This window comes from Corallococcus sp. BB11-1 (genome assembly GCF_026626625.1).
Lineage (GTDB): Bacteria > Myxococcota > Myxococcia > Myxococcales > Myxococcaceae > Corallococcus > Corallococcus soli.
In genome coordinates this window covers 601,856-625,499 of sequence record NZ_JAPNJY010000001.1, presented here as the reverse complement: position 1 = coordinate 625,499, position 23,644 = coordinate 601,856, and the positions used below count along the sequence as shown (strand labels likewise).

At 70.6% G+C, this 23,644-nt stretch carries 21 protein-coding genes; 14 read left to right on the top strand and 7 right to left on the bottom strand.

Annotation, left to right across the window (positions count from 1 at the left end; all coding sequences use genetic code 11):
• Positions 1 to 12 precede the first annotated feature (12 nt).
• From OV207_RS02690 to OV207_RS02670, 5 genes are all read left to right on the top strand, one after another.
• Positions 13 to 546, top strand: a complete 534-nt coding sequence (locus OV207_RS02690) for a hypothetical protein (protein ID WP_267552329.1) — start codon at positions 13 to 15, stop codon at positions 544 to 546.
• Positions 547 to 613: 67 nt separating this feature from the next.
• Positions 614 to 1,048, top strand: a complete 435-nt coding sequence (locus OV207_RS02685) for a hypothetical protein (protein WP_267552328.1) — start codon at positions 614 to 616, stop codon at positions 1,046 to 1,048.
• Positions 1,049 to 1,209: 161 nt separating this feature from the next.
• Positions 1,210 to 3,609, top strand: coding sequence for a PAS domain S-box protein (locus OV207_RS02680; protein WP_267552326.1), 2,400 nt, complete (start codon positions 1,210 to 1,212; stop codon positions 3,607 to 3,609).
• 110 nt (positions 3,610 to 3,719) lie between these two features.
• Positions 3,720 to 4,508: a hypothetical protein gene (locus OV207_RS02675; protein WP_267552324.1), complete on the top strand. Its 789-nt coding sequence runs from the start codon at positions 3,720 to 3,722 to the stop codon at positions 4,506 to 4,508.
• A gap of 122 nt (positions 4,509 to 4,630) precedes the next feature.
• Positions 4,631 to 5,035, top strand: coding sequence for a DUF2203 domain-containing protein (locus OV207_RS02670; RefSeq protein WP_267552322.1), 405 nt, complete (start codon positions 4,631 to 4,633; stop codon positions 5,033 to 5,035).
• 16 nt (positions 5,036 to 5,051) lie between these two features.
• On the opposite strand, the gene OV207_RS02665 is transcribed toward OV207_RS02670, so the two are convergent.
• The gene (locus OV207_RS02665; protein ID WP_193346218.1) at positions 5,052 to 5,666 is read right to left on the bottom strand and encodes a hypothetical protein; all 615 of its coding nucleotides are present in this window, start codon (positions 5,664 to 5,666) and stop codon (positions 5,052 to 5,054) included.
• Positions 5,667 to 5,847: 181 nt separating this feature from the next.
• Here OV207_RS02665 and OV207_RS02660 point away from each other — a divergent pair, with 181 nt between their 5' ends.
• The gene (locus tag OV207_RS02660; protein ID WP_267552320.1) at positions 5,848 to 6,774 is read left to right on the top strand and encodes an NmrA/HSCARG family protein; all 927 of its coding nucleotides are present in this window, start codon (positions 5,848 to 5,850) and stop codon (positions 6,772 to 6,774) included.
• Positions 6,775 to 6,869: 95 nt separating this feature from the next.
• Complete coding sequence (locus tag OV207_RS02655) at positions 6,870 to 7,601, top strand: hypothetical protein (protein WP_267552318.1); 732 nt, start codon at positions 6,870 to 6,872, stop codon at positions 7,599 to 7,601.
• Between the two features lie 139 nt (positions 7,602 to 7,740).
• On the opposite strand, the gene OV207_RS02650 is transcribed toward OV207_RS02655, so the two are convergent.
• Positions 7,741 to 9,147, bottom strand: a complete 1,407-nt coding sequence (locus tag OV207_RS02650; protein WP_267552316.1) for a competence protein CoiA family protein — start codon at positions 9,145 to 9,147, stop codon at positions 7,741 to 7,743.
• Positions 9,148 to 9,539: 392 nt separating this feature from the next.
• On the opposite strand from OV207_RS02650, the gene OV207_RS02645 reads away from it, so the two are divergent.
• Complete coding sequence (locus OV207_RS02645) at positions 9,540 to 10,463, top strand: DUF6310 domain-containing protein (protein WP_267552784.1); 924 nt, start codon at positions 9,540 to 9,542, stop codon at positions 10,461 to 10,463.
• The gene (locus OV207_RS02640; RefSeq protein WP_267552314.1) at positions 10,460 to 11,218 is read left to right on the top strand and encodes a DUF5953 family protein; all 759 of its coding nucleotides are present in this window, start codon (positions 10,460 to 10,462) and stop codon (positions 11,216 to 11,218) included. Before OV207_RS02645 ends, OV207_RS02640 begins: the two co-directional genes overlap by 4 nt.
• Before the next feature lie 176 nt (positions 11,219 to 11,394).
• Here the strand turns inward: OV207_RS02640 and OV207_RS02635 are convergent, their stop codons facing one another.
• From OV207_RS02635 to OV207_RS02625, 3 genes are all read right to left on the bottom strand, one after another.
• On the bottom strand, positions 11,395 to 11,679 hold the full coding sequence (locus OV207_RS02635) for a hypothetical protein (protein ID WP_267552312.1): 285 nt from the start codon (positions 11,677 to 11,679) through the stop codon (positions 11,395 to 11,397).
• A gap of 156 nt (positions 11,680 to 11,835) precedes the next feature.
• Positions 11,836 to 13,167 carry an IS4 family transposase gene (locus tag OV207_RS02630; RefSeq protein ID WP_420715171.1) on the bottom strand — a complete coding sequence of 444 codons (1,332 nt, stop codon included), beginning with the start codon at positions 13,165 to 13,167 and terminating at the stop codon, positions 11,836 to 11,838.
• Positions 13,168 to 13,544: 377 nt separating this feature from the next.
• On the bottom strand, positions 13,545 to 13,844 hold the full coding sequence (locus OV207_RS02625; RefSeq protein WP_267552309.1) for a hypothetical protein: 300 nt from the start codon (positions 13,842 to 13,844) through the stop codon (positions 13,545 to 13,547).
• 149 nt (positions 13,845 to 13,993) lie between these two features.
• Between OV207_RS02625 and OV207_RS02620 the strand changes: the two genes are divergently transcribed.
• From OV207_RS02620 to OV207_RS02610, 3 genes are all read left to right on the top strand, one after another.
• Positions 13,994 to 15,535, top strand: coding sequence for an FAD-binding oxidoreductase (locus tag OV207_RS02620; RefSeq protein ID WP_267552307.1), 1,542 nt, complete (start codon positions 13,994 to 13,996; stop codon positions 15,533 to 15,535).
• 118 nt (positions 15,536 to 15,653) lie between these two features.
• On the top strand, positions 15,654 to 16,571 hold the full coding sequence (locus OV207_RS02615; RefSeq protein WP_267552305.1) for a hypothetical protein: 918 nt from the start codon (positions 15,654 to 15,656) through the stop codon (positions 16,569 to 16,571).
• Positions 16,572 to 16,684: 113 nt separating this feature from the next.
• Positions 16,685 to 17,872, top strand: coding sequence for a tetratricopeptide repeat protein (locus OV207_RS02610; protein ID WP_193346212.1), 1,188 nt, complete (start codon positions 16,685 to 16,687; stop codon positions 17,870 to 17,872).
• A 54-nt stretch (positions 17,873 to 17,926) separates the two neighbouring features.
• Here the strand turns inward: OV207_RS02610 and OV207_RS02605 are convergent, their stop codons facing one another.
• Positions 17,927 to 18,889, bottom strand: a complete 963-nt coding sequence (locus tag OV207_RS02605; RefSeq protein ID WP_267552303.1) for an ornithine cyclodeaminase family protein — start codon at positions 18,887 to 18,889, stop codon at positions 17,927 to 17,929.
• A 266-nt stretch (positions 18,890 to 19,155) separates the two neighbouring features.
• Between OV207_RS02605 and OV207_RS02600 the strand changes: the two genes are divergently transcribed.
• Positions 19,156 to 21,186 (top strand): ATP-binding protein, encoded by a 2,031-nt coding sequence (locus OV207_RS02600; RefSeq protein ID WP_267552301.1) that lies wholly within the window; start codon positions 19,156 to 19,158, stop codon positions 21,184 to 21,186.
• 7 nt (positions 21,187 to 21,193) lie between these two features.
• Here the strand turns inward: OV207_RS02600 and OV207_RS02595 are convergent, their stop codons facing one another.
• The gene (locus OV207_RS02595) at positions 21,194 to 22,828 is read right to left on the bottom strand and encodes a Sapep family Mn(2+)-dependent dipeptidase (RefSeq protein WP_267552290.1); all 1,635 of its coding nucleotides are present in this window, start codon (positions 22,826 to 22,828) and stop codon (positions 21,194 to 21,196) included.
• Positions 22,829 to 22,940: 112 nt separating this feature from the next.
• Between OV207_RS02595 and msrA the strand changes: the two genes are divergently transcribed.
• On the top strand, positions 22,941 to 23,597 hold the full coding sequence (gene msrA / locus OV207_RS02590) for a peptide-methionine (S)-S-oxide reductase MsrA (protein ID WP_267552288.1): 657 nt from the start codon (positions 22,941 to 22,943) through the stop codon (positions 23,595 to 23,597).
• The last annotated feature ends 47 nt before the right edge of the window (positions 23,598 to 23,644 follow it).

Sequence of the window (23,644 nt, the reverse complement as noted above, 5' to 3'; positions counted from 1 at the left end):
GGGAGGGGCCCGGTGAGCGCGCGAAGCCAGGTGTGGTGCCTGAAGGTGTGGTGCCTGATGGGGCTGCTCCTGGGATGCGCCATGCCCAATCCCGCCGTCAGGGTGCAGGAGTTGGCGGACGGCTCGCTCCAGGTGGAGGGGCCGCTGGCGGGCCCTTTCAAGGGCACCGAGGCCCTCGCGGCCGCCGCATGTGAGCTGATGACCGCCCAGCCGGGCGCGGACGCGACCCATGGCCAGCGCGGCAAGGAGTACTGCGCGCTGCACTACTACTCGGAGCAGGAGCAGGGTTACTTCCTCAGCTTCCTCTCCGACATTGGCGGTGACGGGCCCGATGGCCGCAAGTACTGCCTTGTTCCCCGGAAGCTCGACGAGTTGGGGCATCGGCGCGTCGTCCTGCTGGGGCCCGCCCACAGCCATCCCCACAATCCGTTGCCCTCCGACCGGGACATGGGCGCATTGCGACCCGAGGGCTGGTCCCCGCTGGGCACGTCCCGGTTCTTCGAACAGGAGACAGGGCGCATCTGGGATCGCGAGCTGTACATCTGATTCCCATTGGTAGGGCGGAAGGCCATTGGGGCGCATTCAAGGCCTTCGAGGGAAAGGATTGGTTGCCATGATTCCGCACGGATTCCGCGCGCTCTGCCTCGGTCTCCTGGGCTTGGGACTGGGAGGATGCAGCCTGCTGGGCTACCACAAGCTCCCTCCGACCCCGCGCGCGTCCCCGGAGGAAGCGGCCCAGGTGCGCTTTCCGGACGCCTTCGATGATGCCACCCACCTTCCGGGCCCCATGCTGGAGGCGCTCACGCTCGCGCTGAACGACTTCCTGCCCCCGGGGCGCAAGGTCCAGACCAACGCTCGCGATCAACGCATCGCGGAGTGTCTGTCTCGGCGGGGCACTTACGAGACGCGGGTGCTCCGCTCCCAGGAGGGGCTCTTCTTCGTCTCCTTCATCCCGGACCTCACGCGCTGTGGTCTGGATGCGGAGATCCTGGATGGGGGCGCCGTCTATTGCATCGACGGACGGGGCCGCATCCTGGCGGTGCGCTGACTCGGCTCCCCTGACTGCCCGGCATGCGAGGCGGCAGGGGTCCGGCTGTCCGCCCCTGCATCGCGCGGCGGGCATCCGCACCTCTTAAGACACTCATGTCCTCCTCGGGTTCACAGGAGCGGGGTCCTTCGGCGGACGGACGGACGCCCACGGAGGGCGGCGTGTCCCTGTCCCTCGCGGACCTGTTGGAGTTCGACCGCGACGCCCTCGTGGAGGACTGGCTGGCCCGCATCACCCTGCTGCCCGGCGCCTCCCGGCTGACGCGGGAGCAGCTCGTCGACGCCCTGCCCGCCTTCATCGACGAGCTCCACGACGTCGTCGAAAAGGACTCCGGCGACGACTTCCGTCCCAGCTACCACAACGAGGCCTCCGAGGCCCACGGCCGCCAGCGGCTGCGCCTGGGCTGCGACGTGACCCTGGTGGCCCGTGAGTACGGGCTGCTGCGCGACTGCATCCTGGAGCGCGCCGAACAGCAGGACCTCCACGTCCCCCTGTCGCAGGTGCGCGCGCTCTGCACCCGCATCGACACCGCGCAGCGCGGGGCCGTGTCCCAGTTCGAACTCGATAGCTCCGAGCGCAGCCGCAAGGAGGCGGAGGACCGCGAGCGCTTCTTCCAGCTGTCCCCGGACATGTTCTGCATCGCGGGCACGGACGCGTACTTCAAGCGCGTGAACGCGCACTTCGTCCAGGTGCTCGGGTGGAGCGAGACGGAGCTGTACCGGCTCCCCTTCCTGGACCTCGTCCACCCCGACGACCGGGAGGCCACCCTCCAGGAGCTGCACAAGCTGTCCCAGGGCCTGCCCACCCTGCGCTTCGAGAACCGCTACCGCTGCAAGGACGGCGGCTACAAGTGGCTGGCCTGGGCGGCGCGCCCCCTGCCCGAGAAGGGCCTCATCTACGCCGCCGCGCGCGACATCACCGAAGCGAGGGCCGCCACCCTGGAGCGCGAGCGGCTGCTGGAGGCCCTGCGCGAGAGCGAGGCCCGCTTCCGAAACATGGCCGACCATGCCCCCGTCATGCTCTGGGTGACGGACGTGGAAGGCTTCACGACGTACATGAACCGCGGCTGGTACGCCTTCACCGGACAGACGGAGGTCCAGGGCCTGGGCCTGGGCTGGCTCGCCGCCATCCACCCCGACGACATGGAGCGCACCCGGGACATCTTCCTCGCCGCCAACACGGCGAACCACCAGCCCTTCCGGCTGGACTACCGGCTGCGCGGCGGGGACGGCGTGTACCGCTGGGCCGTCGACAGCGGCTCGCCCCGCTTCGACGCCGACGGGCGCTTCCTGGGCTACATCGGCAGCGTCATCGACATCTCCGACCGCAAGCAGGCGGAGGTGGAGCGCGAGGCCCTGCTCGCCCGCGAAAGCGCCGCGCGCCAGGAGGCGGAGGTGGCCAACCAGCTCAAGGACGAATTCCTCGCCACCGTCAGCCACGAGCTGCGCACCCCGCTCACCGCCATCCTGGGCTGGGTGCAGCTGCTGCGCACCGGCCACCTGCCCGAGTCCCGCCGCGCGCGCGCGCTGGAGACCATGGAGCGCAACGCCCGCGCGCAGGGACAGCTCATCGAGGACCTGCTCGACGTCAGCCGCATCGTGTCCGGCAAGCTCAAGCTGGACGTGGAGCCGGTGGACCTGTCCACCGTGGTGCAGCAGGCGCTCGAATCCGTGCGCCCCGCCGCGGACGCGCGCGGCGTCCAGGTGCAGGCCACCGTGGACTCCTCCAGCAGCGTCATGGGCGACCCGCAGCGGCTGCAGCAGGTGGTGTGGAACCTGCTCTCCAACGCGGTGAAGTTCACCCCGCGCAACGGCCGCGTGCGGCTGGTGGTGGAGCGGCGGGCCTCGCTCGTGGAGCTCACCGTGGCGGACACCGGCCAGGGCATCTCCCCGGCCTTCCTGCCCCACGTCTTCGAGCGCTTCCGCCAGGCCGACAGCGGCACCACCCGCAAGACGGGCGGCCTGGGCCTGGGGCTGTCCATCGTGCGCCACCTCGTGGAGATGCACGGCGGCACCGTCGCCGCCGCCAGCGCGGGCGACGGCCAGGGCGCCACCTTCACCGTGCGCCTGCCCCTGTCCATCATCCAGCACCGCGACGCCGCCCTGCCCCCGCCCCTCCGGCTCCCGTCCGGCCCGGGCACGGAGCCCGTCCACCCGCCGGAGCTGAACGGCGTGCGCGTGCTCGTGGTGGATGACGAAGAGGACGCGCGCGAGCTCCTGCGCACCCTCCTGGAGGACAGCGGCGCGCTCGTGCTCACCGCCGGCTCCGCGGCCGAGGGACTCCAGGTGCTCCAGGCGGAGCGGCCGGACGTGCTCGTGTCCGACATCGGCATGCCGGGCACGGATGGCTACGGCTTCATCGAACGCGTGCGCGCGCTGCCCGCCGATGACGGCGGCCGCACCCCGGCCGTGGCCATCACCGCGTACGCCCGTTCGGAGGACCGCACCCGCGTGCTGCGCGCCGGCTTCCAGAGCCACGTGCCCAAGCCCGTGGAGCCCGTGGAGCTGCTCGCCGTGCTCGCGTCGCTGGCGGGCCGCTTCGAGACGCCGCCCAAGGCCTGACGCCTGGCGCCGCGCCCGGGTGGGATGGGACGTGGGACGCCCGACACCGGGTGGCGAAGGCGTTGGCATCCTCCTGGCCAGCGGGCCGGCCCAGGGCATAGCTTGCGGGCATGCGTCCGCCGCCCGGACAACTGGCGATGTTCGACGCGCCGTCGCCCGAGCGCGCCCCGGCGCCCGGGCGCACGCGGCTGCCCTCGCGCGAGGACGCCCTGCCCCGGGCCGCGGCGCTGGCCCGGCGCGTGTCCGCACTGCTGGGCCTGCCCGTGCACCTGCGCCTGACGGACAACCGCGCCACGCTGGTGAGCTTCCGCCGGCTGCCGGAGGGCGTGCGGCTGCGCATGCACCACCTCTTCCTGGACGCACCGGAGCCGGTGGTGCGCGCCATCGCCGGGTACGTGGCCGGTGAGGCGGGCGCCGGCGAGGTGCTGGAGGCCTTCAGCCACGCGCACCAGGACCAGGTGCGCCGGGAGCGCCGGCCGGGCGCCCCGCTGCGCAGCCGGGGTCGGTGCTTCGACCTGCGCGCCGTGCACGCCCGGCTGGACGCGGCCTGGTTCGACGGCCGGGTGCACGGGGTGGAGGTGGGCTGGGCCCGCCGCCCGGGCCGCCGCACGCGCCGCACCATCCACCTGGGCGGCTATGACGCGCGCCTGCGCGAGGTGCGCCTCCACCCCGCCCTGGACAAGCCCCACGTGCCCGCCTTCGTCGTGGACTACCTCGTCTTCCACGCCCTCTTGCACGCGGACATGGCCTCCAGCGACGCGGACCGGGACAGCGACGACACCGGGCGCTGCGCCGCGGAGCACTCCCCGGAATTCCAGGCGCGCGAGGCCGCCTTCCCCCTGCGGGAGTCCGCGTGGCGCTGGCTGCTGGAGCACCTGGCCTCCCTGCGGCGCGGGTAGGCGCCCCCAGGCCCAGCCCGCTGACACGTTTCCGACACGGGGCGGCCCGGCCCACCGGCATGCGCGCCCCTCCGGGGATGGTGATGGCCAGCGGAGGGCGCACACTGCATGCTGTCGCCCCGATGCGCTTTTTCAGCGTGGAAGAGGCCAACCGCCTGGTGCCGTTGCTGTCGAACACCTTCGGGCGCGTGCGCCCCTGGGTGGAGCGCGTGCAGAAGCTGGCGGAGGGACTGGACGCCCTGGGCTCCGCCCCCGAAACCCAGGAGACCCACGCCTGGCGCGAGGAGCGCGACGCCCTGCTGGAGCGCATCCGCGCGGAGCTGGGGCCGCTCCAGGAGATGGGGCTGGAGATCAAGGGCGCGGACGGCCTGGTGGACTTCCACGCCCGGCGCGGGGAGGAGCCCGTGTACCTGTGCTGGCGCTTCGGGGAGAAGAGCGTCACGCACTGGCACGACCTGCAGGCGGGCTTCTCCGGGCGCCGCCCCATCGACAGTCCGGACGACTTCGAGCCCACCTACCTGAGCTGAGCGCCGCGCGCCGGGCTCACGACGGGTTCGACGACAGGCTCTGGTGCAGCAGGCCCAGCTTGTTGCGCGCGGACAGCAGCTGCTGCCTCAGGGAATCCGCCTGCCGGGCGATGTCGGAGAAGTGCTCCGCCTCCGCGGCGCCGGCCAGGGTCGCCGCCTCGTCCGCCACCTCCGCCATGCGCTCCTGGAGGGCGCCAAAGACGGACGTGAGCTGCGCGTCCTCTTCCGGCGTGCGGGACTCCTGCTGACGCAGGGCCGCGAACTGCTGCATGCGCCCGTTGAGGTCCGCGGCGCTCTGCCCCAGGCCCCCGTAGCGGGTGAGCAGGTCCTTGAACACCTCCGTGCGCCGCTGCAGCTCCTGCGCGCGCGCGTTGACGGCGTCCGCCTGCGTCTGCTGCCGGGTGCGCACGCCGGTGATGGCCTGCACCAGCGCCCCCACGCGCAGCCGGAGCGCGTCGTCCAGGTCCGCCAGGTCCTTGAGCATGCGCGAGGCGCGCTCCAGGTGCTTCTCCGAGTTCAGGGGGGCCTCCTCCAGTTGGCCCGCCAGGGACTCGAAGCGCAGCAGCTCCGCGTCGAGGGCCTGGGCGGCGGAAACCAGCTCGGAGGGGGATGGGGCGTCGCGCTTGCTCATGGGGTGCCTGGAAGATGCCACGCGGCGCGCCTGCCCGCCTGCTTCCTGGCCTGCCCCTCCGGGCCTGCCTGCCTGCCCCGGGAGCCTGTGTCCGGGGGGCAGCGTACGACTTCCAGACCTCGCCAACGGTGCGGAGCGGTCCCACCTTCTCGTGACACGTCGCGTCCGGAGGTCTGAACCCATGTCCGTGGATTTCTCCATCACCGTGCTTGTCACGGGCGCCACCGGCCAGCAGGGGGGCGCGGTGGTCCGGCGGTTGTTGAACCGGGGGCACAAGGTGGTCGCGCTGGTGCGTGACCCGAACGCCTCCACGGCCCGCGCCCTCCAGGAGAAGAACGTGCGGCTGGTGCAGGGCGACTTCGACGACGTGGACGCGCTCCTGAAGGCCACCCAGGGCGTGGATGCCGTCTACGCCATGGCCACGCCCTTCGGCGACGGCGGCCCGGACGCGGAGACCCACCACGGCATGAACCTGGCGGACGCGGCGAAGCGCTCCGGCGTGCGGCACTACGTGTACTCCTCCGTGGCGGGCGCGGATCAGCTCACCGGCGTCCCGCACTTCGACAGCAAGCACCGCGTGGAGCTGTACCTGCGGCGGATGGACATGCCCTTCACCATCCTGGCCCCCACCTTCTTCATGGAGAACCTGCTGCACCCTCCGACGCGGGACGCGCTGGGGGCGGGGCACCTGGCGCTGGGGCTGCCCGCGTCGCGCGGGTTGCAGATGGTGGCGGTGGACGACCTGGCCGGCTTCGCGCAGCACGTCCTGGAGGACCCGGAGAAGTTCATCGGCGAGCGCATCGAGGTGGCCTCCGACGAGGTGACGGGCCAGCAGTCCTCCGCGCTGCTCTCCATGGTGAGTGGCCACCGCATCCACTACGAGCAGGTGCCGCTGGAGCAGCTCGCGCGGCAGAGCGAGGACCTGGCGCGCATGTACGACTGGCTGGACCGGGTGGGCTACCACGCGGACATCCTCACCCTGCGCAACAGCTTCCCGCGCGTGGGCTGGCAGACCTTCGAGACCTGGGCGCGCCACCAGGACTGGGGCTTCGTCACCTCCGCCGCGTGGCCCGGGGCCGCCGCCGAAGCCGTGACGCCGCAGCCCTGAGGGCGTGACTGCCTGGACGGCCTCCGGGGTGGGGCGGGGCGGGCGTCGTCTTCCGGACGACGCGGGCCCTAACTTGAAACCCCAGGAGGTCCATCATGCGGGCACACGGGCTGGGGGCCGCGGCGCTGTTGCTGGTCGCGGGCTGCGCGGCGGAGACGAAGTTGCGGCCCTCGCCGGAGGCGGGGGTCCTTCAAGACGGCAAGAGCGGCGCCGTCACGGAGCAGGCGGGGGTGCGGCTCGTGGCGGATGGCTCGGCGTGGCGGGGCTACCCGTCCGACCTGGAGCGCCGGCTCACGCCCGTCTACGTCCGGCTGGAGAACCAGGGGGAGCGCGCGCTCAAGCTCCAGTACCCGGGCTTCGCGCTGGTGGGGGCGGAGTCGCGCTTCCGCTACACCGCGCTCGCGCCCCTGTCGCTCCAGAAGGCCGTGTCCTCCCGGGATGCCGGAGCACCCGACGCCTCCAGCGCCGTCATCGCGCCCGCGGGGCGCTGGCGGGTGGGCGTGGGCGTGGGCTCCGCCTACGGCTACGGCTACCGCCCTCGCCGGGGCTTCGTGCCGCCGTACTACGGGCCCTGGGGCAGTCCGTTCTACGATCCGTACCTCTACGCCCGGCCCCAGTGCCAGGAGCCGCTGCCCACCGAGGACATGATCAACAACGCGCTGCCGGAGGGCACGCTGGAGCCCGGCGGCACGCTGGAGGGCTTCCTCTACTTCCAGGGCGTGGCGAGCCGCGAGGACGCGGTGACGCTCCAGGTGAAGCTGGTGGACGCGGAGTCCGGAGAGCCGTTCGGAGCGCTCGACATCCCCTTCCAGGTGAGCACGCGCTAGCTAGGAGTGTGTTGCCGTAAGGGGGAAGCGGCGCTGTCCGACGCGCGTGTCCTGGCCCGAGCTGGAGCGTCCGACGCGCTGGGCTTCCACTGTGCCCAGCACATTGGGCCGCAACCGGGGCGAGGTACGGAGGCGCCGCCTACCAGCGACGGCGGGTAGCGGTCCCGTCAAGAGTCCAGTTGAGCGGGATAGGCGGCGCCCACATGAAAGGCGATCCCTTGAGGCTCACCACCTCCTGATCAAGCACGATCACCTCATGCCCCCCGTTCTTGACCCAGGCAATCCCCTCCTCCATGGAGCCCACCGGCCGCCGTGTGCCTTCCTGGCTACCCACTTGGATCTTGTCGCGTACCTCGAACGTGATCTCTTCGGCACGCGTGAAGTAGTCCAGCGTGCGCGTTTTCACGATGAACCAGGGGTATTTCTGGAGGGCTGCAAGCGTCGAGTGGATGCTGTGCGCGCTGGGCGCGTCGGGCCTCTTGCGTAGATCCTCTCGGGTTCCATCCTCCGTGGAACTGCCCTGCGGGAACAGCGAGCCCTGCGCCGTAGGCGGATCCGCTCGGGGAGGTGGATCAGTGCGTGTGGGTCGCTGAGCTTCCGCCTCACGCCTGAGAGTGTCGATGCGCTGCGAGGTGAGCGCGTCAATCCTGGCCTGTTCCTCCCATAGCCGCCGCAGTGTCGGCGTTACGAAGCGTTGCCCCTCAAGGCTGCATTCAGAGAGGGCGTCCGCGTCAAAGTGCATGAGGTTGTCGCTCTGGGAGGGAGGGTGCTGCCATGTCCACTCATCCCACGCCATCGTCAAGGGCAACCTGTGCCGCTCGTCACTCGTCTTCAAGGTGGGCTGATGCACTTGACGGCGGCTCATCGTCCAAGCTGTTGCGATGGCTCCCCCCTCCATTCCCTCGGGAGCGATCCAAAAGCACTGCGCCCCGAGTTCGATGAGGCGGCGCTGAGCCTGGCCCATCTCTACCAAGGGCAATTCTTCCGAGTGGTGCCGCGCGTTCACGAGGTGCGGGGGACGATGGCCCAACAACCAAACGTCGATGATGCCGAGATCGCGGTAGCCCTTGTGCCGTCGCTGCGGTTCCTCTGGAGCAAGGGCCGAGTATTGGATCTCGAAGGCGAACCGGCGCCCCCCCAGGGTCACCAGGACATCGGGTTGTTGTCCGTTCTCGACCTTCACTTCCTGTTGAACCTGAGCGCTGGGGTAACGCTGCCGCGCCCACTGGAACACAAGATCCTTGCCCAGCAGGTGGAAGTAGGTTTCGGGGTGATGGACATCGACTGACTCGCGCGCCCCAGACTCATGGACGAAGCAGTGCCGCCGCTTGCCGCTCCGGGTGGTGACGAAGCGAACGCCGCAGCCTGGGAAGGGACACCAGAGATGGCCCTCCCTGGAATCGGACCGAAGCGTTTCCGCTCCGCCGTCGGGCAAGAAGACCAAGGGGGCATCGTCACCGCGTCGCTTGTCTCTCGCGTAGACGAACCTGGGGTCGCTCTCAAGGAACAGCGGTTCCCGATGCCGCGTCTTCGTATCCTCTGGCATGTGAAGCCCTCCCAGGGCGCAAGCCAAGCGAAGGGCTGAAGTTATCACGTCGGCCCTCGGCTGGCGGCGTCTGACACGCGGGACACGGGTCCCAGCCTGAGCGGCGCCGCGACGATGGCTGTTAAGCTGCGGGCGTGCTCCACCGGCCCGAGCTGAAGCTGTCCGACGCGCGCGCCACCGGGGCTGAGCTGGACGCGGCGACGATGGCTGCCGTCCTGGCGCGCACCACGGGGCCGAGCTGGAGCTGTCCGACGTGCGCGCCACTGGCCAGAGCTGGCGCTGTCGGACGAGCGCTCTTCCATCGGCTCTCGCTGTTGGGGCGTGCTGATATGCTCCATCGGAGAGCCGGAGCCGTGACCCGCAGCACTTCGCTTGATTGAAAGAACGTGGCCATGCGTGCGCGAACTTGCAGCGCCCCCCTGCTCCTGCTCCTGCTCCTGCTCTCGGCCTGCGCCACGATGGATCCGAGCCCGGGAGAGTTGGAGGACCCGAGTCCCCCGAGTCCGAGACTCGCGAACCTTCAGCGGGCGGCGCAGTATCCGTGGACGGATGATGGGAAATGCGTGGTGCGGGAAGCCTCCAACGAGTGGCCAATCCTTGCGCAGCGGTGCTTTCATGCTCTCGACCGCGACAGGGTCAGGTTTCGGGATGTCACCAAAAGATGCGCTGTCGCCTCGGTGGATGCAGCCGCTCCCGCAGTCGTGACCCTCTGTGTTTTCGCGGCACCCGAGATCGTCGTCGGTGCAGTGATTGCTATCAGCGCGGTGGTGGTAGCCGCCGCCATCCAGGAGGGGATTGATGCTTATCAACGGAACGCGTCCCGCGAGCGCGCGAAGCCCAAGGCTCAAACGCAGCCCGCTCAGGAACCGTTAGCGAAGCGAACGCCAAAGCCAAAGGGATCACCCACCGGAGACATCTTCCCTCCACCGCCAGAAACCACACTGCGCCGTCCGTCGTGCGAACCCTTCCCGGTGCGGCACGCGGGCGAAGATGTCCCGCATAACCAGTGCGCCGATCAGTTTCCGCCCAACCGTTATCCCGGCATGGACGTATTCGTGGGCGGTGAGCGCTTCGATGCGCTGCAAGTCGGCGTACGTGTGCTGTGGGAGATCAAGACCCATCGATTTGACACCTACCCTGACTTTATCCAGGAGCGGGAGATTGAGAAGGAGGTGGAGCAATTGACCAAGGAACTCGCAGCTGCGCGGGCCTGTGGATACGACTTCGTCGTTGGGGTGAGCACGCAAGCGCATAAAGACGCGCTGCGCGAAGCGCTTCCGGGGCTCAATGTCGTCGTTACGGGGTGCACACGATGACCAAGCCTAGAGCCCTCACCCTTATCGTCTACGCGCCTGCGCTCGTGGGCAAAGACGGCCGCGCGCTCGATCTCATCCATGGGATGGAAAAGGCCCTTCCGGGTTTGCGCCTCGCATGGAGGATCTCCGAAAGCGGGCGCCCCATCGCCTTGCCGCAGCGCGACGCGTGGCTCATAGAAAGGATCAAGGACGGGAGAATCCCTCTTCTGTGCAACGGGGACGAGAGTTACCCCGTGACGATTTCGGGGAGACAGAGCCCAGCACTCCTCAGCCCGGGCGGTCAGCCGCAACTCGACGTTCGTGCGAAGTTGCCACTAGACGAGCCTGTGATCGCGGCAGCGGCGGCTATGCTTGAGGCCGTGGCGGAGGGGGCGCGCTCGTTCTGGGGGCATGCGTCCCGGTATGGTTACGGCTCGGAAGTCGGGGATCAGTTTCGCCGCTCCGCTGATGGACCGGAGCGCTCACCCCGTGGGCTTCCCATGCTCAGTCTTCCAGAAAACCTCCCCGCGCCTGAGATTCCCTGTTTCCTCGGGTGGTTGAACTATTGGTCTGCTGCTGCCGCGCAGGCCATCGGGTTCCCGGATCCTGCTCGCGACGCCGACCTACTCACGCGGGCACAGCGCACGCCGTCGGGCGGATGGGTTGTGAAGCTCACGGATGCGCCGCTCAATTATGACAACCCCGCCCACCTGGACGCGCTCAATCGGGCCTATGAGCGCTTCCCGGTGATCGGCGGGCGCGACTCTCCACGCTGACGGAGGCTGCCGCGCGTCTCCTGGCACACTCCACCGGGCCGAGCTGTCCGATGTGCGCGCCACCAGGGCCGAGCTGGAGCTGTCGTAACTGCTCGCCCTGCCCCGTGGTGGTGGGGTGTCCACCGCTCCTGATCCGCCAGACGGTCAGCCCGATGCCACTAGCCTGATAGGAGTAGTTACGGAACCAACGAGAACTCGAAATCCCGTACCAGAGTTCCACCTACGACGTCCGGGGGATCAGAAAGCTCAATCTTCCCTGCGGGGTACTCCCAGACCTTCCAAGTCGCAATCATGCCATCGACTTCAAATTCTGCGACGTGAAGCAATTCCGGCCCCATACCCTCATCTTTCTCTCCCTCGTTCGTCGCCTCCCACGTGAGGTCACTGCAAGAGACCTCAACAATCTCGCCAGTCTTTTCAACTTCAATCTGCGCCGTCTGCTGACTCCGGATACGCGACATGCCAAGCCCTCCTGTGTAATCGCTCCACGTTGGGCACCCCCGCTGACGCGAGTGCACCGATGCTCGCTATCATCGAGCGGGGTCCATTGGAATCCGGTTCTCGTGGCGTTCGGATCCCACCACCAAGGGGCAGGGCGACCAGTTACGAGCATCCCTCTAAACATCTTGCTTGACGTAGTCGACGGTGCCGGCAGTGAGGACGCGTGACGTCGCGACCTGCCGGCGCACCTCACTGCTTGGTGCGTAGCCTTTCCTCTTCCCTGGCTTCGGCCCGCGAGGATGCTTGAGGAGCATCACGGGGTCTACGTGCCTTGCCATTTCCACCAGCGTCCGGGCCAGCCGCTTCGATGTCTGGCTTTCGTATGGCACCCAGACTTCCTCCGGGAGGGCGGCCTTCATTCCGCCGTAGTACTCGCGCAGTTCGGCCGCGATGTAGAAAGGGGAGATGGGTTTCTCCTCGCACACCGGATGGGCGGTCTGCACCGCCGCCTGCAAAAGGGCCAACACGTCGTAGGCCACCAGTGCGACGCAGAATCCAAGTAGGGCGCCCCGGGGAGAGCCAAGGCTTCGTGCCTCGCTTTCGAGGACGGATTCCAGGCGGCCAAAAAGGCATTCAATGCGCCAGCGCGTGCGGTACAGCTGGGCGAGGGTGGTGGCCGCCTTGCGGTCCGCTGGGACGTTTGTCAGCAGCCGGATGACGGTTTCGCCGTCCTCGGTCGGCGCGTCGAGTTCAATCTCGATGCGCCGCAGTCGCAGCAGGCCGCTGGCTCCGTCTGGAATGGACACCGGCTGCTCGAATACCGTGCCGGTCTCGATGCGCCCCACCTTCCTTCGCGGGCGCTCCTCGGTCGGTGAGGGATTGCGTGCATGCTCACGAACCAGCAGGAAAGCGTCGTGGGCGGCGAATGTCTGGAGAATCGAACGCGTGCTGAAACCCCGGTCCGCCACCCAGAGGTGTCCTGGCTCGACTTGCGGCAGCAGATGCTGGAGCAGCGAGCGCTCATGGTCATGCGCGTCCTCCCAGGGGAGCACGTCGGCCACCAGGTCCAGGTCCGGGTCATAGAGCACGAGGGACTGGCCCGGCATCGCGGCGCCCCGGAAGCCACGCAACGCAGAAAGGCGCTTGTCACTCGCCGGCAAGTCGTTGCCGTCCACGATGCGCACGGCCATCCCTTCGCAAACCGCTTCCCCCTGGCCCATCGCGCAGCGCACCGGAGCCAGCCGCGCGTACGCGCCACGCACCAGCGCCCTGAGGACCGCCGGCTCGGTCCGGTTCACCTTCTTGTAAAGCGCTTGCACCGAGACGGGCAGTCGATGCCGCTGCGCCGCCGCATGCAGCGAGGGGCGCAAGCCCAGCACGACCAGGCTCATTCGGTCGACGATGTCGGAGAAAAGCAACTCGCGCTCATACTGCCGGCTCCGGTGCTCATGGAACGCCGCATCCACCCACGCCGCGTCACAGGCACGCTCCAGCACCACCCGGGCCATGACGGTGAGTGGACTCTGGGCAAGGAAGCGCTCCACGATGGCATCGAACATGACGGTAGAACCTCCAGTCCAAGAGTGGCCAAGGGGCTACCGTCCGCACAGGGGGCAGGGCGTGCCGATGGAGCAGCCCCTTGCAGCGCACACCTGCTTGCCAGCCAGCACGCCTTCCTCCCCGCAGGGAGCCGATGCCGAAGATGTTTAAAGGGGTGCCAGTTACGAGCTGTCCGACGTGCGCGCCCACGGGCCGAGCTGGGCGCGGCGACGATGGCGCCGCGCTGCCAATTCCGCCGCCGTTGCGGAAGGGCGCCGCGCTTCGAGCTGGACCGGTGCACGGTGGCCATGCGCAGCCAATTCCGCCGCCGTTCTGAAAGGCGCCGTTAGTGCAGCAGCATGCTGGGCGGCGCGTAGGGAGAGCGCCCGCCGTCGTGGGCCAGGTCGAGCAGCGGCGCGTCCTCCGGCTGTCCCAGGGCGCGCCGCGCGTCCGCGCCATTCACGGGCAGCCCGAACAGCGGCCCCAGCAGGAACAGGTCCAGGGCCCCGGACATCAGCGGCACCAACCCCGTCAGGGCCACCATGGCGCCCCGGGGCGAACCCGTACCCAGGCCGCCCAGCACCAGGCCCGTGCCCGCCAGAATCCGCACCCACCGTCCCGTCCGTGACGCGATGAAACCCAACATGAACACCTCCCCACGCCGAAGATGAACACGCGTCAGGGGGCGACCATCGACGGTGTCCGCCCGGCGACCCTCCCGGCCCCAGGCCCGGCCGGCCGCCCCCCTTCCAGGAGGCCAGCGCCCGGACGGGCGACGCGGGCATACTGCGCCCCGTGAACGAAACCGACGCGAAGGTCCCGGTGGATGGGTCGCCGCTGGAGCTGGCCCTGGCCGCGTGGCGGGAGGCGCTGGGCGAAGCGCACGTCGTCGTGGAGCCCGACGCGCTGGAGGCGGCCCAGACGGCCACCTTCGCCACCACGCAGCGCATCCCCGCCATCCTGCGGCCGGCGGACACCGCCCAGGTGCAGGCGTGCCTGCGCATCGCCCAGGCGCACGGCGTGCCGGTGTACCCGGTGAGCGGCGGCCGCAACTGGGGCTATGGCTCGCGCGTGCCCGCGGGCGACGGCAGCGTGCTGCTGGACCTGGGGCGGATGGACCGCATCGTCGAACACGACGAACAGCTGGCGTACCTCACCGTGGAGCCCGGCGTGACGTTCCGGCAGGCGCACGCGTGGCTGCGCGAGAAGAACTCCTCCACCTTCATCACCACCATCGGCGGCTCGCCGGACGCGAGCCTCGTGGGCAACGCGCTGGAGCGGGGCGACGGGCGCGGCCCCCACGCGGACATCTTCCAGCACGTCTGCGCGCTGGAGGTCGTCCTGCCCACGGGCGAGGTGGTGGAGACGGGCCACGCGCGCTTCCCCGGCGCGCTCGCCGCCCCGGTGTTCCGCTGGGGCCTGGGGCCGGTGCTGGATGGCCTGTTCAGCCAGTCCTCGCTGGGCGTGGTGACGCGGATGACGTTCTGGCTCGCGCGCAAGCAGCCCTACCTGCGCGAGTTCTTCTGCACCGTGAACGACGACGCGTACCTCTGGGACGCGGTGGACCGGCTCCAGGCGCTGGCCCTGGACGGCACCCTCAAGGGCAGCTTCTTCTTCTGGAACGACCTCAAGGCCCTCAGCGTCACCCAGCAGTACCCCTACGCCTCCGTGGGCCGCACGCCCCTGCCCGACCCGTTCCGCGACCAGTTCCGCGAGGGCTTCGGCCGCTGGGCCATCAGCGGCGCCCTCTCCGCCCCGGACGCGGAGATTGGCGCCCTCCTGGAGCGCCGGCTGGCCACGGCCCTGGAGGGCGCCTTCCGCCCCGTCACCTTCGCCCCCCCGCCCCCCGACGGCGAGAGCCACTTCCAGGGCGTCCCCAGCGAGGCCAACCTCGCCATGGCCTACTGGCGCAAGCGCACCCCGCCCCCGCAAGCCCCCGACCTGGACCGGGACCGCTGCGGCTTCATCTGGTGCTCCGTCGCCCTGCCCTTCACCGGCGCCCAGGCCAGGCGCGCCGTGGAGATCGCCGACCGCGTCCCCCGCCTCTTCGGCCTGGAGCCCAACCTGGCCCTCCTCGCCCACTCGCCCCGCTGCCTCTATCTGGTCACCGCGCTCGCCTACGACCGGGACGTCCGGGGCGAGGACGCCCGCGCCCACGCCTGCTACCGCGCCCTCGCCCGCGAGCTGGCCCAGGCCGGGTACTTCCTGACCCGAGCCGGACTCCAGGCGCAGGAGGCGTCACCCCCGGTGCGGGATGCGTCCTCGGAGGTGGTGCGGAGGCTCAAGGCGGTGCTGGACCCCCGGGGAATCCTGGCCCCCGGGCGATCCGAGTCCTGAGGGACGGCGTGGATCAGCGGCGAATAAAAGATGGGTGGAAACTTTCCCACTCCCTGAGCCGATAAAGCTTCAAGTCACACGCCTTCCAAGCGCCTCGCGCCCTCCGGAGCACCATCCCATGTCGATCGAGACCAACCGCTACCGCCCCGTGTTCCGGAACACCACGACCACCCCCCCGGCGAACGGCACGAACGTGCGCCGCGAGGTGCAGGCCCAGACGCACAACCGGGCGCAGGGCGAGGCGACGATCAACCTGAACCGTGGCGTGCAGGGCAACCGCGTCACCACGAGCAACAAGGCCAACGAGTCCACCACCACGGACATCCAGAAGCAGCTGGAGACCAGCCGCTTCGACCAGACCGTCGCCCAGGGCGAGTGGAACAAGAACTGGACCGCCGCGTCCGGTGAGCACACGTTCGGCGACGCGAACAGCAACTTCCACACGACCGTGGAAGGCCAGGCGCTGACGGCGGACGTGGGCGCGCAGGGCAACGTCTCCATCGACCCGCTCAGCGGCAAGATTGGCGCCGAGGGCACCGTCGAGGCTCGCGCGGACCTGGTGCGCGGCTCGGTGGAAGGCCACGCGGACACCGCGCTGGGCCGCTCCGAGTGGGGCGCGGAGGGCAACGTCGGCGCCGAGGCGACCGCCACGGGCCAGGTGGTGTTGGATCCCCTCAACGGCCAGGCCGCGGCCTCGGTGCACGGTGAGGCCTTCGCCGGCGCCCGCGCCAGCGCGGAAGTCACCCAGGAGATCGGGCCCGCGACCGTCACGGCGGGCGCGGAGGCCTTCGCCGGCATCGGCGTGGAGTTCGAGGCCAACGTCGGCCTGAAGGACGGCAAGCTGTCCGCCAACTTCGACGTGGGCGCGGCGCTGGGCATCGGCGCGAGCATCGAGTTCGGCTTCTCCGTCGACGTGGGCAAGATTGGCGAAAGCGTCGGCAACGCGGTGCAGGACATCGGCAACGCGGTGCAGAACGTCGGCGAGGGCATCAAGAACGTCGGCGAGGGCATCAAGAACGCGCTGACCGGCTGGTAGTCGCCGGACCGCTTTCGCTTCCAAGGTGCTTCCCAGGGCCTCGTCCATCCGGACGGGGCCCTTCCTTTTTCCCGTCGCTCGACAGCCCCCGGACCCTGGGGGACACTTCCCCCATGAACTCTCTGGAAACCCTCCTCGCGGCGGGTCAGCTCGCCCAGGCCAAGGCCGAGGCCGAGAAGCTCCTCGCGAAGAACCCGGCTCACCGCGATGCGCTGGTGGTGATGACCAAGCTCTCCCTGGTGGAGGGCAAGCTGCCCCAGGCCGAAGCGCTGCTCGCCAAGGCGGAGGCGCAGGGCGCCACGCCGGAGACGGGGCTGGTGCGCGCGAACATCGCCGCGCAGAAGGGCCAGCTCGACGCCGCGCTCAAGGCCTACCAGGGCGTGCTCGCGCAGGACCCCAACCGCGCCGAGGCCCACTTCGGCCGGGGCATGATGCTCATCAAGCAGGACAAGGCGCCCCAGGCGCTGGAGGCCCTCACCCACGCGGTGCGGCTCCAGCCCCAGCAGGACGTGTTCCGCTACCGCCTGGGCCAGGTGCAGTTGGAGGCCGGCAAGACGGAGGAGGGCCTGGCCACGCTGCGCGAGGTCATCACCCGGCAGCCGCGCTTCGTGCCCGCGTACCTGAGCCTGTCGCACGCGCTGTCCTCCCAGGAGAAGCTGGCGGAGGCGCGCCGCGTGCTGGAGCAGGGCCTCAAGGCGGTGCCCAACCAGCCGCGCCTGCTGGCCTCCGTGACGGTGCTGTCCATGGCGCTGCGCGACCTGCGCACGTCCTACCAGGCGGCCTCCGCGCTCGCGGCCTCGCGCCCCAAGGACGCGGACGCCCAGGCGAACCTCGCGCAGCTGATGCTGGCGCGCGGTCAAATCGAACAGGCCCGGCACCTGTGCCAGACCATGGCGTCGCTGGGCGTCACCAGCGAGTCCCTGAAGATGGCGGAGGCCACCTGCTTCGAATCCCAGGAGCCGCCCGCGTACGACAAGGCCATCGCCGCGTACGAGCAGGGCATGGGGATTTCGCCGGACGGCTGGCGCGCGGCGAACAACCTGGGCCAATTGCTGCTGCGCATCCCCGCGGAGCCGGCGGACAAGCACCTGCCGCGCGCGGTGACGGTGCTGGAGGAGGCCACCCGCCGCGCCCCGGAGCGCCCGGAGCCGCTGCTCAACCTGGCGCTCGCCCAGGCGCGGCTGGGCCAGGAGAAGAAGGCCAAGGAGCTGGTGCAGAAGGTGCTCGCCATGCCGCTGTCGGAGGACACCGACCTGCACCAGGAGGCCGTCCGCCTGTCGCAGGTGCTCGCCAAGGCGTGACGCGGGCCCCCGGCCGCGCGGGCCCGCTGCCTTCCGGGCCCGGCCCGCGCGCCGTCACTCGCCGAAGTCCAGCGTGGGCACGTCCTCGTCGCCGGAGGCGGCCTGGAAGACGTGCCACGCGGTGGCCAGGTCCTGGAAGGGCAGGCCCACCGGGGCGAACACCGTCACCTGCTCCTGGGACGTGCGCCCCGGCTTGAGGCCCGCCAGCACCTCGCCCAGCTCCGCGTGGATGGCGTCCTCGGAGAGCCCCACCGCGCCGGCGGCGCCGGACGCCACGCTGAGCGCGCGGTGGTCGCAGACGAAGAGGGACTGCGCCAGCAGCGCCGCGGACAGCTCCGCCTTGCCCGGCTCGTCCGCGCCCAGCGCGGTGATGTGCGTGCCCGGCCGCACCATGCCCGGGTGCAGGAGGGGCTCGCGGCTCCACGTCGCCGTCACCACGATGTCCGCGTCCACCACCGCGTCCGCCACGGACGTCTCCACGCTCACCGGCAGGTTCAGCTCCTGGTACATGCGCGAAGCGAACGCGTTCGCGTGCTCCGGGTTCGTGTCGTGGACGCGCACGTGGCTGAGCGTGCGCACCAGCCGCAGCTGCTTGAGCTGGAGCACGCCCTGCCGGCCCGCGCCCACCACCGCCACGCGCGTCGCGTCCGGCCGGGCGAGCACGTCCGCCGCCAGCGCGCCCACGACGCCGGTGCGCACGGCGGTGAGGTGGCCGGAGTCCATCACCGCCAGCAGTCCGCCGGTGACCAGGTCGTGCAGGTGCACCACGCCCCGGATGGCGGGCGTCTGCCCGGGGAACTTCGCGTGCACCTTCACGGTGTACGCGGGGATGCCGGGCACGCTGCCGGGGAAGAGCACCAGCGCGGTGCCCTCCGAGTGCAGCGGCGCGCGGACGCGCTGCGGGGCCACCGTGCGGGCCAGCGCGTCGGTGCGGAAGGCCTCGCGCATGTCGTCCAGGAGCAGGAGCGCCTGGAGGTTGCGGGCCACGGCGGAGCGGTTGAGCAGGAGGGTGCGCATGCGGTGTCCGCCACCCTACCCGAGCACCTCCAGCGCCATGCGGAGGAACGTGCGCCGGCACCGCCGAGCGCACGAAGGTGAACGGCACGCCGGGCGGTGTGTCCGAAGCCCGTCCCGGGGCCGGAGGGCCGGGGGTCGCCATGGCGGGTTCGGGACAGAGGGGGGACGAAGCACGGCGGCGACACCATGAGCACCCTTCCGGCAGGGCGGCGCGGCCGGGCAAGGGCCTGGGGAGACTGGCGATGCAGGAGCCGGATTCACGCTCCATGAAGGAGAGCGAGGGCAGCGAGGCCCGCCTGTCGGCGGCGGCGTTCCTGCGCGCCCACCACGAGGCGCTGCTGGGGGACTGGCAGCAGGCGGTCCTCGAGCACCTGGAGGGGAGGGTCCCCACGCGCGACCCCTGGCTCATCGACCACCTGCCGGAGCTGCTCTCCACGCTGGCGGACGCGGTGGACGCGGGGCCGGAGACCCTGGATGAGCGCCTGCAGCTCGCGCACGCCGCCGCGCGGCTGGACCAGGGCTTCGACCTGGGCGAGGTGGCGCAGGAGTACGCGCTCCTGCGCCGCTGCATCCACCGCCGCCTGGAGGACCAGGAGCAGCGGCTGAGGCCCGGCGACCTGACGCGGCTGGAGGAGGCGCTCGACCGGGTGGTGACCCGGACGATGAAGTTCTTCTGGGAGATGAAGCAGCGCACCCTCCAGACCCTGGACCGCATGGCCGAGGCGACGCTGGACGACCCGGACATGGAGACGCTCCTGGAGCGCCTGCTCACCCGGCTGATGGAGGCCACGCTCACCGTGGACGCCGCGGCGGTGATGCTCCTGGAGGATGACGGGCTGGTGGTGCGCGCCGCGGTGGGTCTGGGCACCGGGGAGGTGAAGGGCCAGCGCGTCCCCATGGGGCGCGGCGTGACGGGGCAGGCGGCCCTCTTGCGGCAGCCCTTCTTCGTCCGCTCGGCCGCCACCGACCCGCGCGTCCTCCTGGAGCCCCTGCGCCAGCAGGACCTGCGCGCCCTGTACGGCGTGCCGCTGCTGGAGGGGGAGCGGCTGCTGGGCGTGGCGTACATGGGTTCGCGCACGGCGTTCACCTTCTCCGACGCGGACACCCTGCTCTTCCACGCCGTCGCGCAGCGGGCCTCCGCGCACATCGCCCAGGCGGAGCTGCACGCGCGCGAGCACGAGGCCCGGCGGGAGGCGGAGCGGTCGCTGGCGCAGCTGGACTCGCTCGTGGACTCCGCGCCCGTGGGCGTCGCGTTCCTGGACACGCAGCTGCGCTACCTGCGCGTCAACGACGTGCTCGCGAACCTCAACCGCAAGCCCCTGGAGGCGCACCAGGGTCACGTCCCCGGCGAGATGATCCGCGACGGCGCGGTGGAGCCCATCGAGCATGCCCTGCGGCGGGTGCTGGAGACCGGCCAGCCGGTGCAGGACGTGCTCCTGGAGGGGCCGGATGCGCGGCGGGGCGGCAGCGGGTACTGGCGGGCGGACTACTTCCCGGTGCGCACGGCGGACGGCGCGCTGCTGGGCGTGGGCTGCACGGTGGTGGACGTCACCGACTTCAAGCGCGCGGAGGCCGCGCTCCAGCAGGCCATCGACTTTCGCGAGGAGCTGCTGGCGGTGCTGGGACACGACCTGCGCAACCCCCTGCACGCGGTGAACGCGTCGGCCTTCATGCTGGGCCGCTCGGACGGACTGGACCCCACGTCGCGCCGGGCGGTGGACCGCATCCGCAAGTCCTCCGCGCGCATGGGCCGGATGATCAACGACATCCTCGACTTCGCGAGCAGCCGACTGGGCGGGGGCATCCCCATGAAGGCCCAGCGCATGAACATGACGGATCTGTGTCAGGGCGCCCTGGAGGAGTTGCAGGTGACGCACCCGGAGCGCCCGCTGTCCCTGCGGGTCCAGGGCGGAGACCTGGAGGGGCACTGGGACCCGGACCGGGTGGCGCAGGTGCTGGGCAATCTGGTGGTGAACGCGCTGCAACACGCCAGGAACGACACGCCCGTCATCACCACGCTCACCGACGAGGGCGCGGACGTGGTGATGCGCGTGCACAACGAGGGCGACCCCATCCCGGAGGACCTGCTGCCGCGCCTGTTCGACCCGTTCAAGGCGTCGCGCATCCCGGAGGAGGGCGGCAAGCAGCGCAGCCTGGGGCTGGGGCTCTACATCGTGCACGAGATCGTCCAGGTGCACGGCGGCAGCGTGCACGTGGAGTCCGATTTGGAGCGGGGCACGACCTTCACCGTGCACTGGCCCCGCGTCCCACCGCCCCGGGGCCTCCTGCCGCCGTGAGCGGCCGTCACGGCGTGGACGGGGCCTTCACGTCCGGCGCCGGGGACAGCGCCAGCGTGTGCACGGCCTCCGCGAGCATGCGCGTGCTCAAATCCAGCGTCTCCAGCGCGATGGACTCGTCGGGGGCGTGGCCGGTGTAGGGCTCGTTGGGGAGCGCGGGCCCGAAGTCCACGGCCCGGGGGAACAGCCGCGCGTAGGTGCCGCCCCGGATGGAGCCGGGCACGGCGTCCGGTGCGTTGCGCTGACGCTTGAAGATGTCCATCAGCGTCTGGACCAGCGGGCCGGACGTGTCCGCCACGTGCGGGTCGCCCACGTAGCGGCCCTTCGCCTCCGTCACCTGCCCACCCGTGTCCTCGCCCACGCGCTTCGCGGCGGCGTCCAGGCTCGCGTTGAACGCCGCAGCGTCCCTGCCCTGCGGGCGGCGCATGTTGATGCCCAGCGACACGGCACCGTCCTTCACCCGCAGCACGGTGGGCGCGACGAGCAGCGGCCCCATCAGCGTGTCCTTGTACGCGACGCCCAGCTTGTCGCCGTGGTGGTCGCCGTCGAAGCGCCGGGAAACGACGCGCAGCATCGCGGCGATGCCGTTGTCCTCCAATGACAGACGCGCGGCCACGGCGGACAAGTCCCAGAGCGCGTTGTGGCCCTCGTCCGCGACGGACGAGTGCACGGCGTTGCCGTGGGTGGTGAGCACGACGGCAGCGCCCTCGCGCTTCACGTCCGCCTTCAGGCCCTTGCGCGCGGGCTGCTCGGCGGCGATGGCGGCCTTCACCTGGGCCAGCACCGCCTCCGGCGTCTGGCCCTTCACGGGCACGAGCTTCAGCGTCGCGGCGCCGGGCACCTGCGTGAGGAACTCCCCCGAGGCGGCGTCCACGGCGCGCGCGGTGGTGCCTTCCTTCGGCGCGGGGGCGGCCGGGCCCACGGGCGCCTCCAGCGTCCACGCGACGAAGCCGGACTGCGCGGCCATCACCGGGTAGCCGGAGTCCACGGAGACGACGTGCGTGGGCTTCGGTTCCGTGTCCGCGTACTTCTTCATGCCGGACCAGTCGCTCTCCTCCCCATTGCCGATGATGACGAGCACGCGGCCCTGGGGCTTGAGGCCCAGGTCCTTCGCCATGGCGAGCGCGACCAGGGCGGAGGCGATGGGCCCCTTGTCGTCCTCCACGCCCCGGCCATACAGGCGCCCCTTCTCCACGACGGGCTTGAAGGGCGGGCGCTTCCACTCGTGCGCGGCGGCGGGGACGACGTCGCCGTGGAAGACGAGCCCCAGCAGCGGCTCGCCCTCGCCCCAGGACAGCTCGAAGACGTCGCGCTCGCCCACGGTGCGGAAGGCGAAGCCGTGCTGCTTCGCCCAGGTCTCCAGGAAGCGCCCCATGGCGGCCACCTCCGGGTTCTTGGACGCCGGGGCCTCGCTGCTCACCGTCTTGAACCGGACGAGTCCCTGGGTGAGGGACACCACGTCGTCCAGCGCGCACGCCTGGACGTAGGCGGCGTAACGCTGCGCGGCGGACTGCCCCTTCAGGGCGGTGTCGGAGAAGCGGGCGGCCCGGGCGGCGGGCTTGCCGGCGCATCTCGGGTCCTTCGCGGCGAGGGCGGCGGTGGGCGCCAGGAGGCAGAGGGCGGCGAAGAGGGGGGTGCGCATGGGAGTCCTGGGGAACCGACCACGCAGGCGGGCATTCCTGGTGGGACGGGGGGCGGGAGGGCGGCCGTGCGCCAGGCGTGAAAATCGGCGGGCCCGGGGCTAAAGCTAGAGCATGTTCTTCACGTCCCCGAAGAAGTTGAAGCTCCCCACTCCCCAGGAGGCGCTGCCGGGCCGTCCGCAGGAGATGCCGGTTCCCCCCAAGCACACCGTGCTGGGCACCCCGCTGAAGGGGCCCGTGCCGGAGGGCTTCGAAGAGGCCGTCTTCGGCATGGGCTGCTTCTGGGGCGTGGAGCGCAAGTTCTGGCAGGTGCCGGGCGTGTACTCCACGGCGGTGGGCTACGCGGGCGGGCTGACGCCGAACCCCACGTACGAGGAGGTCTGCTCGGGGCTCACCGGCCACAACGAGGTGGTGCGCGTGGTGTACGACCCGAAGAAGGTCTCCTACGCGCAGCTCCTGAAGGTGTTCTGGGAGAACCACGACCCGACGCAGGGCATGCGCCAGGGCAACGACGCGGGCACGCAGTACCGCTCCGGCATCTACTATGCGAACGACGCCCAGAAGCGCGCCGCGGAGGAGACGCAGCGCGCGTTCCAGGCGGCGCTGCACGCGAAGGGGCTGGGCGACATCACGACGGAGGTCCTGCCGGCGCCGGCCTTCTATTACGCCGAGGACTACCACCAGCAGTACCTGCAGAAGAACCCGGGCGGCTACTGCGGCGTCGGGGGCACGGGCGTCAGCTGCCCCATTGGCGTCGGCGTCAGCGCCTGACGTGAAGCACGCGGCCTGACGCAGGGACGCGGCGCGGATCCACCGTC

Coding starts and splice junctions, on each gene's coding strand:
- OV207_RS02685 (WP_267552328.1), top strand. CDS start 614: ATGATTCCGCACGGATTCCGCGCGCTCTGCCTCGGTCTCCTGGGCTTG.
- OV207_RS02675 (WP_267552324.1), top strand. CDS start 3,720: ATGCGTCCGCCGCCCGGACAACTGGCGATGTTCGACGCGCCGTCGCCC.
- OV207_RS02670 (WP_267552322.1), top strand. CDS start 4,631: ATGCGCTTTTTCAGCGTGGAAGAGGCCAACCGCCTGGTGCCGTTGCTG.
- OV207_RS02665 (WP_193346218.1), bottom strand. CDS start 5,666: ATGAGCAAGCGCGACGCCCCATCCCCCTCCGAGCTGGTTTCCGCCGCC.
- OV207_RS02660 (WP_267552320.1), top strand. CDS start 5,848: ATGTCCGTGGATTTCTCCATCACCGTGCTTGTCACGGGCGCCACCGGC.
- OV207_RS02655 (WP_267552318.1), top strand. CDS start 6,870: ATGCGGGCACACGGGCTGGGGGCCGCGGCGCTGTTGCTGGTCGCGGGC.
- OV207_RS02650 (WP_267552316.1), bottom strand. CDS start 9,147: ATGCCAGAGGATACGAAGACGCGGCATCGGGAACCGCTGTTCCTTGAG.
- OV207_RS02645 (WP_267552784.1), top strand. CDS start 9,540: ATGCGTGCGCGAACTTGCAGCGCCCCCCTGCTCCTGCTCCTGCTCCTG.
- OV207_RS02640 (WP_267552314.1), top strand. CDS start 10,460: ATGACCAAGCCTAGAGCCCTCACCCTTATCGTCTACGCGCCTGCGCTC.
- OV207_RS02635 (WP_267552312.1), bottom strand. CDS start 11,679: ATGTCGCGTATCCGGAGTCAGCAGACGGCGCAGATTGAAGTTGAAAAG.
- OV207_RS02630 (WP_420715171.1), bottom strand. CDS start 13,167: ATGGCCCGGGTGGTGCTGGAGCGTGCCTGTGACGCGGCGTGGGTGGAT.
- OV207_RS02625 (WP_267552309.1), bottom strand. CDS start 13,844: ATGTTGGGTTTCATCGCGTCACGGACGGGACGGTGGGTGCGGATTCTG.
- OV207_RS02615 (WP_267552305.1), top strand. CDS start 15,654: ATGTCGATCGAGACCAACCGCTACCGCCCCGTGTTCCGGAACACCACG.
- OV207_RS02610 (WP_193346212.1), top strand. CDS start 16,685: ATGAACTCTCTGGAAACCCTCCTCGCGGCGGGTCAGCTCGCCCAGGCC.
- OV207_RS02605 (WP_267552303.1), bottom strand. CDS start 18,889: ATGCGCACCCTCCTGCTCAACCGCTCCGCCGTGGCCCGCAACCTCCAG.
- OV207_RS02600 (WP_267552301.1), top strand. CDS start 19,156: ATGAAGGAGAGCGAGGGCAGCGAGGCCCGCCTGTCGGCGGCGGCGTTC.
- OV207_RS02595 (WP_267552290.1), bottom strand. CDS start 22,828: ATGCGCACCCCCCTCTTCGCCGCCCTCTGCCTCCTGGCGCCCACCGCC.
- msrA (WP_267552288.1), top strand. CDS start 22,941: ATGTTCTTCACGTCCCCGAAGAAGTTGAAGCTCCCCACTCCCCAGGAG.